The organism is Brucella thiophenivorans, assembly GCF_002252445.1.
Classification (GTDB): domain Bacteria; phylum Pseudomonadota; class Alphaproteobacteria; order Rhizobiales; family Rhizobiaceae; genus Brucella; species Brucella thiophenivorans.
On record NZ_NNRJ01000018.1, the window covers coordinates 1 to 14,863 of the forward strand.

A 14,863-nucleotide genomic window follows, 5' to 3' on the forward strand; every position below is an offset into this window, starting at 1 on the left:
ATCACCCGCAAGCGTGGTCAGATCAATGCACTCAATTGCCCGAACAAGCCATGCCGCCTGATATTCTTTCTTGATCGATCGACGCGCAGTGATGGTAGCGGCGCGACGTTCCGATGCACTGCGGTTCACAACAATATCCTCAAACCAATCAGCCTTGAGCAAAGTGCCAACGTTGCGGGGAAAAGTTTCGGTCATTTTATTGTCCGTGTGTGAGGTCATGAGCGTTCAGGCGCGTGATCGCGGCAGAACGTTTCGAATTCTTCGGCACTGGCGTAAGCTTTTTGGGTGCCGGGGCGGGTGATGGAATGAGCGGCATAAAGCGCCGCTTTTTTCAGTGATGCTTCCACTTCGCCGGTTTCCGCATAAAAGCGGGCAAAAGAGCCGATAAAGGCGTCGCCTGCGCCGGTGGTGTCTTTGGGCGTCACTTTAACCGGCGGGATATTGACGATTTCGTTTGCTGTAATCATGCGCGCACCACGTCCGCCAAGCGTCACGATCACCGTGCGAATGCCACGCTCGATCAGTGAACGGGCAGCGATGACGATCTCATCGTTTGTGTCAGTCGGGAGGCCGGACAAGAGTGCAAGTTCGCTCTCATTTGGAACGAGAAATGTCACCTGCCGGATACGTTCCGGATCGAGATCAGCCGCCGCAGGTGCGGGGTTCAGAATGGTTTCGATGCCGTTTTCCGCGGCAAATGAGATGGTGTGGTAAACGGTCTCGACCGGCACTTCCATCTGCATCAGAATGAGGCCGCATGTCTTCAAATCCTCGGAAGCCTTGTCGACTTCGGCAGGCAGAAGATCGGCATTTGCACCTTTGACGATGAGAATAGAGTTTTCGCCTGAAGGCTCAACGAAGATAGGCGCCACGCCGCTCGACTTGCCTGAAATTTTCACGACATGGCGTGTGTCGACGCCAAAGTTGTTGAGGTTGCGGATTGTATTGTCGGCAAACACATCATCGCCAACGCGCGTTACCATCATCACGTCTGCACCAAGACGCGCAGCCGCAACTGCCTGATTTGCACCCTTGCCGCCGCAACCAATTTCGAAAGTTGGTGCTTCAAGCGTTTCGCCGGGACCGGGCATACGGTTCACATAGGTAATGAGGTCAACCATGTTGGAGCCGACCACTCCGATCTTTCTGGTCATGAGAGTTTCCTTTGAAATTTCAGAGTGCCTTGATCTTGGCTTCAAACTGTTCGGCTGAAGGCTGATCGAGATAGCCAAGGCGCACGGGGAAGATGGCGCGCTCGCCCGATGCCAATATCCGAACATTGTTTTTGGCTTTCTCGGCGAGATAACCTTCCGGTTCGCAAGTGGAGGGCAGGGCGAAGGCTGCAACCTGTGCATCGCCATTGACGAGAATCCAGCGCACGGTCTTCGGAAAAGCTTTGAGCGGATACGAGATCGCAAATCCGTCCCCATCTGGAAGCTGCATCATCTGATGCGTCTGGCCTTCACTATCGGCAGGCAAATCACGAATGTAGAAAACCTGCTCCGGGTCGTAGCGTTCTGGCTCGTTGAGCACTTCCATAGCGGAAGGGTCAGCGGCCAGTTGATCGATAAATGAGAGATAATCATCATTGGGTGTCACATGCCCCGGAACCGATGTACGCACCTGCACATTCTGCGGCGTAAACGCCACCGGCTGCACGATGCGCGCACCGTCCTCATGGGCAAAATTGACATGGCACATATACATCAGCTCCATCGGAGCGGATGATAGGTTTTCAACATCCATGGTTATGTCGAACAGCGTCTCTTTTGCGTGAAGTCGAACACTTGGGCGGGCAAGATAATGCGCGCCAAAGCCCATCACATATTCGTATTCGCCAGTGACCTCGACAAAGGCACCCTGTTCGTCTTCACCGAACAAAAGGCCTGCTTTGTCCATCTTTCCGCAGGCCATTTCACCATGCAGAAGGTGATTATCCTGTGGTGACGGGCAACCATTGCGCAGCATGCCACTATGGAAAGCAAAGCAGCCATAGGTTTCTACGATAGTGGTCGCCGGGCGCGGCATGGAAAAGCTGTTACCCATGGTGAGATCGACGCCGTCGAACTCTGCACCCCAAACCATCTGCCCCATGAATGGGAGCACAATGATATTGCCACGGTCGTTTTCGATCAGCAGCGCTTCAATGCCGCTTGGATAGCGAAAGGCTGTTACGCTCAAGCCGTCCGCGCTCGCAATGATATGCGGCTGCTCAGTAAAATGCTCGCGACGAAGATGAAATTCAATGTCCTGCATTTAGGATCACCTGCCTTGATTGCGCGAAGCATTGATCGCAATGACGAGGATGAGGAACGCGCCCCAGATGAAATCGATGAGGTGATTGGAGAACCGCATCATCTGAAAGCCAGAGGAGAGAAGCATCAAGGCAACCAGTGCAATCGCGATACCCAGCACGCGCCCTTTGCCGCCAGCTGGATTGGTGCCGCCAAGGACAGCGATCAGAACTGCTTGCAGCAGATAGGATGAACCATAATCGGACTTGGCTGCATTGGTGCGACCAGACAGAATGATCCCTGCAAGCGAAGCAAGAACGCCGGTCAGCATATAGGAATAGAGGATCATGCGATCCTTGCGGATACCGGCAAAGACTGCGGCGCGTGGATTGGTGCCGATCAGCATGAGATTGATGCCAAGCGTTGTGCGGGTCAAAAGAATTGCTACGAGTATGCTGACGGCAATGAACAACAGGAACGGCGTGGCAATGCCCATGATTTTTCCGTTGCCGACCCAGTTCCATGTATCGGGGAAACCAACGATTGCCGGGCCACCCGTGAGTACCAGCGCAAGCCCCATCAGGACCTGACCGGTGCCGAGTGTTGCGAGAATGGGTGTGATGCGGAGTTTCGCAATAAGCAGGCCATTCACAAGGCCGGATAAAAGCCCGATTAGCATGGCAAGAAGAATGCCGATGATCGTGTAGAACAGCATACCGGAACCCGATGTCTGTGCTGCCTGCACCATGGACGAGTGGAAATAGACGCCTGCAACGATTCCCGCGAGATTAGCGATGCCGACAACTGAAAGATCAATGCCGCCGGTCAGCATTGCGATCATCATGGCGATTGCGAGGATACCAAGCTCCGGCATGATGTAGCTGATGGATTCAAAGTTATAATAGCGCAGGAACTTGTCCGGATTCATCCAGGTCATCAGCGCAAATACGATAATCGTAATGACGACGAGCTGGATGATGTTGTTGTCTCCGCCAAGGATGCGGCGCATGTCGAAAGACTGTTTCATGTCGCTTTCTCCCTTCAGGCGATGCTTTTGCGATCACGCCATGCTGTGATGGCTGTGGCTGCAATGATGATGACGCCAACCACGACACGCTGCCATGTGGTGTCGACTTTCATGATGATGAGAGAGTTCTTGACCATCACCAGCATGAAGACGCCCATGAGTGTGCCAAGCACTGTGCCGCGCCCCCCGAAGATGGAAGCGCCGCCGAGAACCACGGCTGCAATCACATCCAGTTCGAGGCCGACAAAGTCACGCGGATTGGCAAGCCAGATCATCGATGAGTGCAGAAGTCCCGCAAAGCCTGCCAAGGCACCCGCAACGCAATAGACGAAGAAGATGGTGCGGCGCGTGTTGAAGCCAACGCGTTTTGCCGCTTCCGGCGAACCACCATAGGCGTAAACACTGCGTCCGATCATCGTGTGGGTGAGGATCAGGTGGATCAGCAAAGCAATTGTCAGATAAACGAGGAACATTGCTGTGAGGCCGAAAGTCGTGCCGGTCGCAGAGGTCAGCGAAACAACGTCCGTTTTGCCAAACTCAATAAGTTCTTTTGGCATTTTGTTGATGTTGACGATACTGGTGCCGACAAGACCAAGCACAAGGCCGCGCACGATAGAGCCGGTGCCAAGTGTCACAATCAGCGGGATCATTTTGAAGCGATGGATGATGAAACCGTTGAATGCGCCGAGCATAAGACCGATGAGCGTTGCCGCGATAAACGGAATGAACACGCCGTCATAGCCAAAATAGACCATAGCGCGGACGGTTAGATACATGGCGGCAATGGCGAAAGCCGTAAAGGACACGTCGATACCGCCGGAAATCATCACCAGCAAAACGCCGAGCGCCATGATGCCGATAACAACATTGGAGCGAAGAAGGCCGAAAATATTATCCAATGACCAGAAGGCAGGATTGATAAGGCCGATCGTGATCATTGCGATGAGAAGCACACAGGCAATGATGAATTCGGTACTGCGAAGGAATTTCATGTCCGGTTCCTCAATTCAGGGTCTTGAGCCGGTCATTGACGGCATCTTCGGTCATGCTTTCACCGGATAATTCATCGACGAAACGGCCGCGATGCATCACCAGCACACGATTGCAGTTCTGAACCAGTTCGGGTACGTCATCGGAAATCATCAGGACGGCCAAGCCCTCATCCTGTGCGAGCTTACGGATGATTTTGTGAATTTGTGCTTTTGACCCGACATCAACGCCAACGGTCGGTCCGTTGAGGATCAGGATTTTGGCCCCTGTCAGAAGCCAGCGGGCCAGAACTACACGTTGCGCATTGCCGCCCGAAAGATGGTTGACCGGGGTATGCGGACCAGGCGCGACAATATTCATTGCCGAAAACATATCTCGGGTGGTGGCATCTGCCTTTTTGCGATTGATGAACAGGCCGCGTACGAATTTGTCGATTGAGGTGACAATGATATTGCGTTCAATGGATTGAGTGAGGAAAAGCCCTTCCGTCAGCCGGTCTTCCGGCACATAGGCGACGCCGCAGGCAATACCTTCCTGCACGTTCTTTGGATGAACCGACTTGCCTTCAATCCGCACAGTGCCTGTGAAATCCGGTTTCATGCCGAAGAGCGCTAATGCAAGCTCTGTACGACCGGAACCGATCAGGCCAGAAATACCAACGATCTCTCCAGCGTGAAGCGTCAGGTTGGCTTTCTCTACGGAACCCGGAACGGTCAGATTTTCGACTTCAAGGCTTGGGGTACTGCTCGCTCCCTCACGCGCGGTCCAGCTATAGCTATGTGCTGTCAGTTCCTGTCCGGTCATCGCATGGGTGATTGAGGGTTCGTCAAACTCGGTAATAGGGCCTTCTGCGACCTTTTTGCCATTGCGAAAAACAGTCAGCCTTTCGCTGATTTCGAGCATTTCGCGCATTTTATGGCTGACAAAAAGCACAGCGATGCCCTGCGCCTGAAGATCGCGCACGATCTTGAACAAAGCATCGACCTCATGACGGGTGAGGGCGGTTGTCGGCTCATCCATGATCAGAAGCCGCGCGTCAGCCATGACGGCGCGCGCAATTGCCACGATCTGCTTGCCAGAGGTTGGCAGGCTGTCCACATCGGCGTCCAGATCCATCTGAATGCCAAGACGGTCTAGCGCCTGCTGCGCAAGTTTGCGCACGCGCTTCCAGTCTACAGCCTTACGGTCTTCCATAAGAAACGTATTGATCGCGAGGTTTTCAGCGACGGTGAGATTTCCGAACAGGGAAAAATCCTGATAAATAACCTGAATGCCATGATGCACGGATTTGACGGGGTCCAGCTTGCCGACAGTCTTGCCGTCGATCAGGATTTCACCGTCTTCCGGCGTGTAAACGCCGGACATGATCTTGATAACAGTGGATTTGCCAGAGCCGTTCTCGCCCGCAAGGCAATGAATTTCGCCGGGCTTGATCGCAAAGGACACATCGTCCAGCGCTTTCACGCCACCGAAGCGCTTGCCGATATGGCGCAACTCGATAAGATTTTCAATCATAAGGGCCTCGTACAAGGCTGCAATTGCAGATGGAGAGGGAGAAAGAGGCGGATGCCCCTTTCTCCGGTTCAGCAACGATCAGAAATCGTACTGATCCATATTATCCTTGGTTACACCGACCCAGCCTGCACCATAAAGCAGGTTTGGCTTGGCAGCATCAGGAGCGAGCAGGCTTTCATAGCCTGGCAGACCGAGATTAAGACCGGCTTTGATCTGCTCGTTCTTCTTTTCGAGTGCTGCAACAGCCAGCATGTTCATGGCATAGCCCGCAACTGCTGGGTCCCAGAACTGGATATACTGAATATCGTCGTTCTTGATGTATTCGCCAGCAACCGAAACAAGACCGGTGCCTGCAAAGAAGACTTTACCCTTCAGGCCGCCTTCAGCGATCAGACGACCAGCACCAGCCGATGTCGGCATTGGAGCACCCAGAATTCCGGTGATGTCCGGATAGGCAGTCATTGCTTCCTTTAGCTTGTTATAATCCGTGTTCGCATCGTCATAGGTTTCGAGGCGCTCGGTTACGAGTTCCATTTCCGGGAAATTGGCCTTCTGATATTCAACAGCGCCATCAATCCATTCCATCTGTGATTTGGAGGTCAGGCTGCCGACGGTCGCGACATATTTGCCCTTGCCGCCCATCGCCTTGCCGAGTTCCTTCATCAGGTTCGCGCCATAAGCCTTGTTATCAAAAGCTTCGATGTTGAAATCGACATTCTGGATGTTCGATGCTTCATGGCTGACAACAACAATGCCGCGATCACGCGCTTTTTTTAGTACCGGTTCCACGGCTTCCACCGAGAAAGGAACGATAGCGATAGCGTCTACGCCCTGTGCAATCAGATTTTCAACAATCTGCACCTGAGCGGCGGCATCTGCCTGACTTGGGCCAACCATCCAGACATCGTTGCCGGTATCGGTTTTGAACTGTTCAACACCGTCACGCATACGGTCGAACCAGGCAATGCCGTCGACTTTCACAACCGTCGCAATTGTATATTTTTTGTCGTCTGTGGTCGTGATCAGCTCTTTGTTGATCTTGGACGTATCGACGACGCCTTCAGCAAAAGCATGAGGCATGGCCACAGACATGGCGATTGCCATGGACGCGATAAATTTTTTCACCGGTATTTCCTCCCTGGAAACGAATAGCGCCCCGTCCAAACGTCTAATCGTCAGACGAGATTGGTGACTACTGATCTTGACGCCGTGCTTTGCAGTTTGCTGCTGACACGATCGTCTCCTCCTTTTGGCTATCGGCTGCATGGATGTCGCCGCTCGCCAAAATTAATATTGTCAAATCCTCCCGATAATGCGAATTATAATGTTATAATCCGATCATTATGTTTGGATCGTTTCATATTTTTGTTTGACCTGTCAAGTATGCTGCATCACAATTGCACCAAATGATGAAGCGGGTTAAACGAAACTGAACCGCACGGGAATTGGGGAATCAGTGAGCAGGATCAGTCGAAAAGATGAACGCATTGCTGAAATCGCTGCTCTTGTTGAAGAGATAGGGGTGTTACGTCTTCGGGACGCAGCCACAAGGTTGGGTGTTTCCGAGATGACGATCCGGCGTGATATTGGCAGCGATGCCGGGACACTCAATTGTTTGGGTGGTTACATTATTCCTGTGCAAGAAGGTGCAAATGGCAGCGATTATGTCTTTGATCTTGAAAAAGACTGTCATGCCAACGCCAAGATTCAAGCCTGCACCGCGGCTGCCGCATTAATCGAACCGCATGACACAATCTTCATAGATTGTGGCACGACAACACCGCATCTGGCGCATCTCATTCCACAGAACCAGCACTTAACAGTCGTCTGCTATTCGTTGAATGTTGCCGAGATTCTTTCGCGCCGAACCGATGTTCGGCTGATCGTGCTTGGTGGCGTCTATCACCCGGAAGCCGCATCGTTTTCCAGCGATGAGGGGATTGAGGTGCTCAAGCGCGTCAATATCAACAAGGCTTTTTTATCCGCCGGTGGCGTTGATAATGAGCATGGCGTGACTTGTTCCCATTTCCACGAGGTTCCGGTCAAGCAGATGGCCATGCAGCGTGCTTTGCAGAAATATCTTGTTGTTGATGAGAGCAAATTCGGCAAGGTCCGTGCTGCACGTTTTGCCGGAGTAGCTGACTTTAATTCAATTGTTTCAAGCTGATCTTAAGAATCGTTGAAGTCTTTTTGCCTGCACATTTTTTGTGTTGAAAAAGGATTGAAATAATATATTGAGTGATTCACTCAACTTTAGCCAGCAAGTTCCCATGAGCAAGCCAGCGATTTCGCAATGCTTATCTCGGGGACATTATGCTGAGAATTCCGTCTACCCAAAATTCCGTCAATCGTCGTTGGCTGAACATGTTTTCAGCCTCTGTTGTGGTCTTTGCAGCTTCGCACGCTCACGCTCAAACTGTTACTGAAAAAGTAAAACAGGACGCGGTGCCACAAAGCCTGAGCACAGCGGTCGAGACCGAAAGTCCTGAAACGATCAGACTTGAAACCATCACGCTTTCTGCCGAACGCGCTGCCAAGAATCTGCTTGATGTTCCCATGTCAATCAGCGTGATTGATCGCGATACGCTCGAACGCCATCAGGTGCGCGATATTCAGGATATGGTGCGCTATGAACCCGGCGTGAGCGTTGATCGCCAGACATCGCTGACAAATCCGTTCGGACAGCTTAACAGCTTTAACATACGTGGTGTGGGTGGAAACCGTGTGCAAATTCTCGTCGATGGTGCACGTGTTCAGGAGCGCATCACCGATGGTAGCCGTGACTTTGTTGATCCTTTCAACATGAAATCTGTCGAAATTACCCGCGGCCCTAACTCTGTGCTTTGGGGTGCGGACGCTTTAGGCGGCGTTGTGTTTTTTAGAACAATCGATCCGGACGATTTGCTGGATGGTACAAAGCCGTGGGCGGTTGAAACGAAGTTCAGCTATGACAGCTTTGACAAGTCGTTCCGTCAACAGATTACGGGTGCTGCAGAAGCGGGTGACTTTAAAGTTCTTGGTAGTTTTGGACACATAAGCGCATCTGAACCGGATATGCGGAAAGCCCGCGCTGATGGCGGGATATGGGGTTGTCCGCGTGAAGCAATCTGGCCATGTAACAAAGCGTCTCCAATGGATACGGATGCCTATAACGGCCTTATGAAGCTTCAGTGGAATCCATCGGCGGATCACGAATTCAAGCTGACGGGCGAGTGGTTCGAGCGTAACACGGATGTGGATCAGAAATATGATTCCGGCGCTGCCAATCCGCTATATCTGAACATGCCCAGCTTCTATTATGAAAATGAGAGCTGGGATCGTTCGCTTAAAATGCAGCGCGCGCGCTTCGCACTCGATCATCGCTGGACAGTCGGTGCGTCATGGCTGGATGAGGTGAAGTGGAACGTTTCCTATTCGCCTCAGAAGCGCGATACGACAAGCAATCAGCTTCGCAATTATTCGCGTCTTGCAGTGCCGCGCCGCGAACAGCGTATTCAGATCCGCAATTATAGCGAAGATTTTTTGCAAACGGATGTTCAGCTCACATCTTCCTTTGATCTTGGTCAAACCAGCCACAAACTTATTTATGGCTTCGCGGGCGACATCACCAAGAGCAATTATGATGGTGAGAATATCACCACAAATCTCAATACGGGTGTTACCACCGTTACGCCGAGACAAGGTTTCAACTTTCCAAAAGTCGATACAGTGCGGGCCGATTTCTATGTTCAGGATGAAATCAAGATTCTGGATGACCGTCTGACGCTGACACCGGGCTTACGTCTCGCTACCTATTCCATTGATCCCACCAAGGATGGTGATTACGTCCCTCTCGATGGATTTGAACCTGAAAAGATGGATGAGACGCGTCTGATCAAGCGTCTTGGCGCGATCTATAAACTGGATAATACCTATTCGCTATTCGGCTCCTATGGCGAAGGTTTCAAAATGCCGACTGCACAACAGCTCTTCGTATCTTCCACCTCAATCGGTGCGACGAGCATGGTCGAAGTCATTCCTAACCCGAACCTCAAGCCGGAATTTGTGCGCAGCTACGAAGCTGGTTTACGCGGCGAGTATGATCGGGGCTATTTTAGCGCTTCTGCATTCTATTCGGATTACCGAGACTTCATTCGGAGCCTGCAACAGGTTCCGGGGACTGCTGATAAATATACGTCCGATAATGTCGAAAGCGTAAAAGTATGGGGCATCGAGTTTGGCGGCGAATATGAGGTCTATAATAACCTCTTCGCAAATGCTGCCCTGTCTTACATGCGCGGTGATCAGCGTGTAGATGCGGGTTCTGAAAAAACACCATTTGATGGCGCCGTTCCGCTGACGACTGTTCTGGGATTACGTTACATCATTCCAGACTGGAATCTTGAAACGGAATTCGTCGGTACATTTGCGTCGGGTGTGAAGCGTCGTGCCGATGAGAATGCGTTCAAACCTTCGAACTATTCGGTGTTCGATGCCTATGCAAAGTGGTCGCCCACCAAGCATATCGACGTTAATTTTGGTGTCGAGAATATCTTCGACAAGCGCTATTTCCCGAATACGCTGACCGGTTACGCCAACACACCGGAAACGTCATCTGTCGCCAATGTCAATCCATTGGAAATGCAGATTGCGCCGGGGCGTACCTTCAAAATTGGCGCAACAATGCGTTTCTGATCGCCATTGAAGGCCTCTTTGCCGGAGCGGCTTCACAGCTGCTCCGGCTTTCTCACATTGGTACTGGTTGATTATGCTTATTGTCTTCAGACAGTTTTCGCAGTTGTTCAAATATTGCAATTCAGGTTCTGGAAAGGTTCTGAACTGGTCGCTACTCGTCGTAATCTTCGCTCTGCAACTGGTTGGTATTTATACGGGTCTGTGGCTCATCAAATGGACGGCAGATTTCTATAATGCGCTCGAACAGCGCAATGTTACTGTTGCGATAAATCAGATCGGTATCTTTGGCCTGATTGTTCTTGTGAACACCTGTCTAACTCTGACGGGCAATTATCTGGAGGGCACACTTAGAATTCGCTGGCGCCAGAAGCTCACCGAGACGGCTATCGCGTTCTGGATGTCCAATAAGGCTTACTGGAATTTTGCCATCGGCCGCGACGGGCAGGTGCCGGATAATCCCGATCAGCGTATCGCTGAGGATTGCGAACTCTTTGTCAAGCATACGCTTAAAGAAGGATTGGGCCTGATAACGAATATCATAGCCCTATTTTCTTACGTTGCGGTTCTCTGGTCACTTTCGACCTACGCTCTTAATTTCAATCTATTGGGGATCGATTTCGTCATTCCAAGATATATGCTCTGGGCAGCATTTATCTATGTGTTCATCTCTTCATTTATGACGCACTTCTTCGGGCGGCGCCTGAAAGCAACCTTCGTTGAGCAGCAAAAGAAAGAAGCGGATTTTCGATTTGCAATGGCGCATATTCGTCAGCACGCTGGCGATATTGCCGTAATGAACGGGGAAGAGTACGAGAAAAAGATATTGGCAGACAAGTTTTCTGCTGTCCGCGAGAACTGGTATCGACTGGTTTTGCGACAGGTTCAGCTTGATTTGTTCATATTTCCCTATCGCCACAGTATTTTTCGAATTCCGACTTTTCTTGGCCTGCCGGGATATTTTGCAGGCACATTGACGTTCGGCGGATTAATGCAACTGGGGCAGGCCTTCTCGCAAGTATCGACCAATCTGTCATGGTTCATTTTCAATTATAAAACCCTGGCTGAACTGGTATCGGCGATTTCGCGCCTGTCAGGTTTCATCAACGCCATCCACCGCGTTGACGTTGCAGGCAATATGGTGACAGCGCAGCCTTCTCATTCTTCGCTGCATCTAATGGATGTTTCGGTGAAGACACCTGATGCGCGGGATTTGCTCAACATCTCAAATCTTGAAATAGCAAAGGGCCAAACGGTGTGGCTGCGCGGTCGCTCGGGGCTTGGCAAAACCACTCTGCTTCGGCTGATTGCAGGTGCATGGAAGTTTGCAAGCGGGACGCTCCATCGTCCAGATGCCACGATGCTTGTGCTTTCGCAAAAGCCCTATATGCCGAATGCTGGCCTATATGATGCCGTAGCTTATCCGCTTTCGGCAGAGAAGTTCAGTACGACAGAAATTACGCAAGCACTCACAAAAGTTAGATTATCGAAGCTGTTGCAGAGTGACGCTTCCCTTAGCCATATCGCGCCGGGAACGCTTTCTGGTGGTGAGATGCAACGCCTCGCCCTTGCGCGGTCAATCCTGATCAAGCCCGACTGGCTGTTTCTTGATGAAGCGACGAGCGCACTGGACAAGGCTTCGGAGGCTGAGTTGCTGGAGTTGTTGCGTCGTGAACTTCCCGATTCCACCATCGTAATTCTGGCTCATCGAGAGCCCGGAAATCTTTCAATCGACAGCGTCATCGATCTGGAAAGTTTTTGCAGCACGCAAAAGCCGTCAGACACAGCTGTTCTCCAAACTGCATGAGGAAAACTATGAGCGAACAACCAATCCGTGCGAAAATTCTGGCCGCTGCGGCTGATGTTCTTAAGACGCTGCCTTTGATGGGAAAGCTGATGATCAATACCAAAAGCGGAGGTGCGACCCACGAACGTATCGGCGTTGTGGAACAGGTCGAGGTTCGCGACGGCTGGATTTATTTTACCGGTGATGAACATCATTCCCGGATCGAATTGACAGCGATCGCATCGCTGATTGCGGATCGCAGCAGCGTCATGCAGGAGAAGGTTTATCCGCGTATCGATCTTCTTGCAGCGGATGAAACTGTGATTGGCAGTGTGATCGGCTTCGAAGGCGCAGAACCTTTCGATAAAGCGCTTCATGGCTTTGAATTCACGGCACTTGAACCAAAGGAAAAAGAGCAGGGTGCAACGGAAACACTGGAAGTTGGCGAGGATGATCCCGGACTAGCACCATTTGCGAAAGCGCAGCGCAACAATGCGGACGTTCGTATTGCTATTGATCTGCCATCGTTCAAGCAGGAATGGAGAGGCCAGATGCCCGAACCGCGTCTATCACGGGGTTTTATCAACGTGATGAAGCCTGACTTTCATCTGCATCTCAAAGCAGGCAACGTGACGTCATGGCGTGCTGATGAGCAAGGAGAAGATCTCGTGTTCTATGCGCTTAACAAAGAAAATGAAGAAACGGGCCTGATCGTGTCGGGTAAAAAAGAAGCCTTCCAATGAGTACTATGCAGTCAAAACAAAGTGCCGGGCACTGGGTTGATGCGTTATCTGGTGAGGAGCGCCCACACCGTCTGGTAATGCAGGACATGGCGCAAAAGCAGGTTGTTCTGCTTGGCGAAACGCATGATCGTTATGATATTCACCGTTGGCAGGGCAATATATGCGCGTCACTTCTCGCACTGCGGGACGATCTTGCGGTTGGCTTTGAGATGTTTCCCCGTAGGCTGCAACCTGTACTCGATGAGTGGGTCGACGGAAAGCTTGATGCGGACACATTTCTGGAGCGCGTTGAGTGGGGGAAGGTGTGGGGTTTTGCTGCCGATCTTTATTGGCCACTTTTCCATTTCTGCCGTGAGTTTCAGGTCAAGATGCTGGCCTTAAACTGTCGTCGTGATCTTGTGACGCGTGTCGGCAGGGAAGGTTGGGACGCAATTCCAGATGCAGAGCGGGATGGGTTAACGCCTGCAAGGCCTGCAAGCATGGCCCATCGCGAACATCTTCTGCGCCTTACCAATGGCGGCCCGCCATTTATGCAGGGAAAGACTGCCGACGCACCGGAGTTTGATCGCTTTGTTCGTGCGCAACAAACTTGGGACCGTGCCTTTGCGTGTAACATAGCGTCTTATCTGGCTGAAAAACCGGACGCGCTGGTCGTTGGCATCGTAGGACGAGGACATATGGAATATGGCTTCGGCACACCGGATCAGCTTGATGATCTCGGCGTCAAACAGGTTGGCATTCTTCTGACAGAAGATATGGGCGATGCAAAGGCTGCGTCAACGCTTGAGAATGCGTCGCCAATCGCTGATGCGGTTTTCAATTTAAAGCCCTGTGTGTAGTTCACATTGACGATCATGTCTCCGTTATATTGCTTAACGGAGACCCCATGCTTCCAGAGAAGCCGCGATAGCGTTGGTGACTGCGTGTGAGATGGGCTTGCATTGCATCGCGGGCTTGCCCGGCATGGCCCGCGCTGATGGCTTCACAGATCGCGCGATGTTCGATCACCGTATTCTGTATATATTTGGGTGTAATCAGCGCGGGATTGAGATTGCGTGAGAATGCAGGTTGCGGCAGCATCTTCATGCTCATTACGCTGAAAAACTCTATGAATGCCAAATTGTTAGTCGCTTCGGCGATGCATCGATGGAAGACAAAATCCAGTTCATCCAGCGCTGCCTCGTCTTCCTGCGAGGCTTCAAATTGTTTCAGAGCTTCCCACATTTTAGCTTCCTGCGCCCACGACCTTCGCTGGGCAGCCAAGCCTGCCGCATGTACCTCGAAGGCCATTCGCAATTCCAGCAGGTCCATGAACGGTAGCGACAAAAGACCCAGCGGTTCCAGAATTGTGGAGGCGTCACCGCTTGTCGCGTTGGCCTTGTCCTGATCGCGGATGAAGATACCCACTCCATGCCGGGCCTCGAGCAGCCCATCCGAACGCAGAGCGGCGATGGCTTCGCGGATGACCGTACGACTGACACCAAGCTTGTCACCCAACTCCGCAAGAGTGGGGAGCTTATCTCCATTTTGGAGTGTGCCATCGCTGATCAGTGACTTCAGATTGTCGATCGTTCGTGAAGTAAGTGTCTTCAATGAAAATCCACCCCGCCAAATTTGATCTTCGCTCTTAGAGCTTTGATACGCTGTCGGAATATTATACACAAGGTAGTATCATTAATCTAGTGATATTATCACTTGTCTAATTTATTTCCTTTTTGGTTAAAATTCATCTTCTGTGTTGACTGATTTTAAATGGCATTTTGACGATCAGGCAGGGGATTCAAAAAAATTTCGATCACAAAAAATTACACGTGGAAGATGGATTTTTGATCGATTATGGCAATAAACATATGATAAATAATAATTATATCCAATATAGTAGTAAGATTATGGTGTT

General features: G+C 51.3%; 12 protein-coding genes and 1 pseudogene. 5 read left to right on the top strand and 8 right to left on the bottom strand.

Annotated features, from left to right (window positions below):
• The 7 genes and pseudogenes from CEV31_RS08735 to CEV31_RS08765 all read right to left on the bottom strand — a co-directional run.
• A pseudogene (locus tag CEV31_RS08735) lies at positions 1–195 on the bottom strand (deoxyribose-phosphate aldolase); the annotation flags it as partial.
• 20 nt (positions 196–215) lie between these two features.
• Positions 216–1,154 carry a ribokinase gene (gene rbsK / locus CEV31_RS08740; protein WP_094506690.1) on the bottom strand — a complete coding sequence of 313 codons (939 nt, stop codon included), beginning with the start codon at positions 1,152–1,154 and terminating at the stop codon, positions 216–218.
• A gap of 19 nt (positions 1,155–1,173) precedes the next feature.
• Positions 1,174–2,256 (bottom strand): aldose 1-epimerase family protein, encoded by a 1,083-nt coding sequence (locus tag CEV31_RS08745; protein ID WP_094506691.1) that lies wholly within the window; start codon positions 2,254–2,256, stop codon positions 1,174–1,176.
• Positions 2,257–2,262: 6 nt separating this feature from the next.
• Entirely contained in the window at positions 2,263–3,261 is a 999-nt protein-coding gene (locus CEV31_RS08750) for an ABC transporter permease (protein WP_094506692.1), read from the bottom strand.
• 14 nt (positions 3,262–3,275) lie between these two features.
• The gene (locus CEV31_RS08755) at positions 3,276–4,253 is read right to left on the bottom strand and encodes an ABC transporter permease (RefSeq protein ID WP_094506693.1); all 978 of its coding nucleotides are present in this window, start codon (positions 4,251–4,253) and stop codon (positions 3,276–3,278) included.
• Positions 4,254–4,263: 10 nt separating this feature from the next.
• Complete coding sequence (locus tag CEV31_RS08760) at positions 4,264–5,766, bottom strand: sugar ABC transporter ATP-binding protein (RefSeq protein WP_094506694.1); 1,503 nt, start codon at positions 5,764–5,766, stop codon at positions 4,264–4,266.
• Positions 5,767–5,844: 78 nt separating this feature from the next.
• Positions 5,845–6,891, bottom strand: coding sequence for an autoinducer 2 ABC transporter substrate-binding protein (locus CEV31_RS08765; protein ID WP_169717322.1), 1,047 nt, complete (start codon positions 6,889–6,891; stop codon positions 5,845–5,847).
• A 331-nt stretch (positions 6,892–7,222) separates the two neighbouring features.
• On the opposite strand from CEV31_RS08765, the gene CEV31_RS08770 reads away from it, so the two are divergent.
• From CEV31_RS08770 to CEV31_RS08790, 5 genes are all read left to right on the top strand, one after another.
• Entirely contained in the window at positions 7,223–7,933 is a 711-nt protein-coding gene (locus tag CEV31_RS08770) for a DeoR/GlpR family DNA-binding transcription regulator (RefSeq protein WP_094506696.1), read from the top strand.
• A gap of 146 nt (positions 7,934–8,079) precedes the next feature.
• Complete coding sequence (locus tag CEV31_RS08775; RefSeq protein WP_094506697.1) at positions 8,080–10,440, top strand: TonB-dependent hemoglobin/transferrin/lactoferrin family receptor; 2,361 nt, start codon at positions 8,080–8,082, stop codon at positions 10,438–10,440.
• Between the two features lie 73 nt (positions 10,441–10,513).
• Complete coding sequence (locus CEV31_RS08780) at positions 10,514–12,244, top strand: ABC transporter ATP-binding protein/permease (RefSeq protein WP_094506698.1); 1,731 nt, start codon at positions 10,514–10,516, stop codon at positions 12,242–12,244.
• Between the two features lie 8 nt (positions 12,245–12,252).
• Positions 12,253–12,966, top strand: coding sequence for a hypothetical protein (locus tag CEV31_RS08785; protein WP_094506699.1), 714 nt, complete (start codon positions 12,253–12,255; stop codon positions 12,964–12,966).
• Positions 12,963–13,805 (top strand): ChaN family lipoprotein, encoded by an 843-nt coding sequence (locus CEV31_RS08790; protein WP_094506700.1) that lies wholly within the window; start codon positions 12,963–12,965, stop codon positions 13,803–13,805. Before CEV31_RS08785 ends, CEV31_RS08790 begins: the two co-directional genes overlap by 4 nt.
• A 13-nt stretch (positions 13,806–13,818) precedes the next feature.
• Here CEV31_RS08790 and CEV31_RS08795 read toward each other — a convergent pair whose 3' ends face one another.
• Positions 13,819–14,559, bottom strand: coding sequence for a FadR/GntR family transcriptional regulator (locus CEV31_RS08795; protein WP_094506701.1), 741 nt, complete (start codon positions 14,557–14,559; stop codon positions 13,819–13,821).
• Between the last annotated feature and the right edge of the window lie 304 nt (positions 14,560–14,863).

Coding starts and splice junctions, on each gene's coding strand:
- rbsK (WP_094506690.1), bottom strand. CDS start 1,154: ATGACCAGAAAGATCGGAGTGGTCGGCTCCAACATGGTTGACCTCATT.
- CEV31_RS08745 (WP_094506691.1), bottom strand. CDS start 2,256: ATGCAGGACATTGAATTTCATCTTCGTCGCGAGCATTTTACTGAGCAG.
- CEV31_RS08750 (WP_094506692.1), bottom strand. CDS start 3,261: ATGAAACAGTCTTTCGACATGCGCCGCATCCTTGGCGGAGACAACAAC.
- CEV31_RS08755 (WP_094506693.1), bottom strand. CDS start 4,253: ATGAAATTCCTTCGCAGTACCGAATTCATCATTGCCTGTGTGCTTCTC.
- CEV31_RS08760 (WP_094506694.1), bottom strand. CDS start 5,766: ATGATTGAAAATCTTATCGAGTTGCGCCATATCGGCAAGCGCTTCGGT.
- CEV31_RS08775 (WP_094506697.1), top strand. CDS start 8,080: ATGCTGAGAATTCCGTCTACCCAAAATTCCGTCAATCGTCGTTGGCTG.
- CEV31_RS08780 (WP_094506698.1), top strand. CDS start 10,514: ATGCTTATTGTCTTCAGACAGTTTTCGCAGTTGTTCAAATATTGCAAT.
- CEV31_RS08785 (WP_094506699.1), top strand. CDS start 12,253: ATGAGCGAACAACCAATCCGTGCGAAAATTCTGGCCGCTGCGGCTGAT.
- CEV31_RS08790 (WP_094506700.1), top strand. CDS start 12,963: ATGAGTACTATGCAGTCAAAACAAAGTGCCGGGCACTGGGTTGATGCG.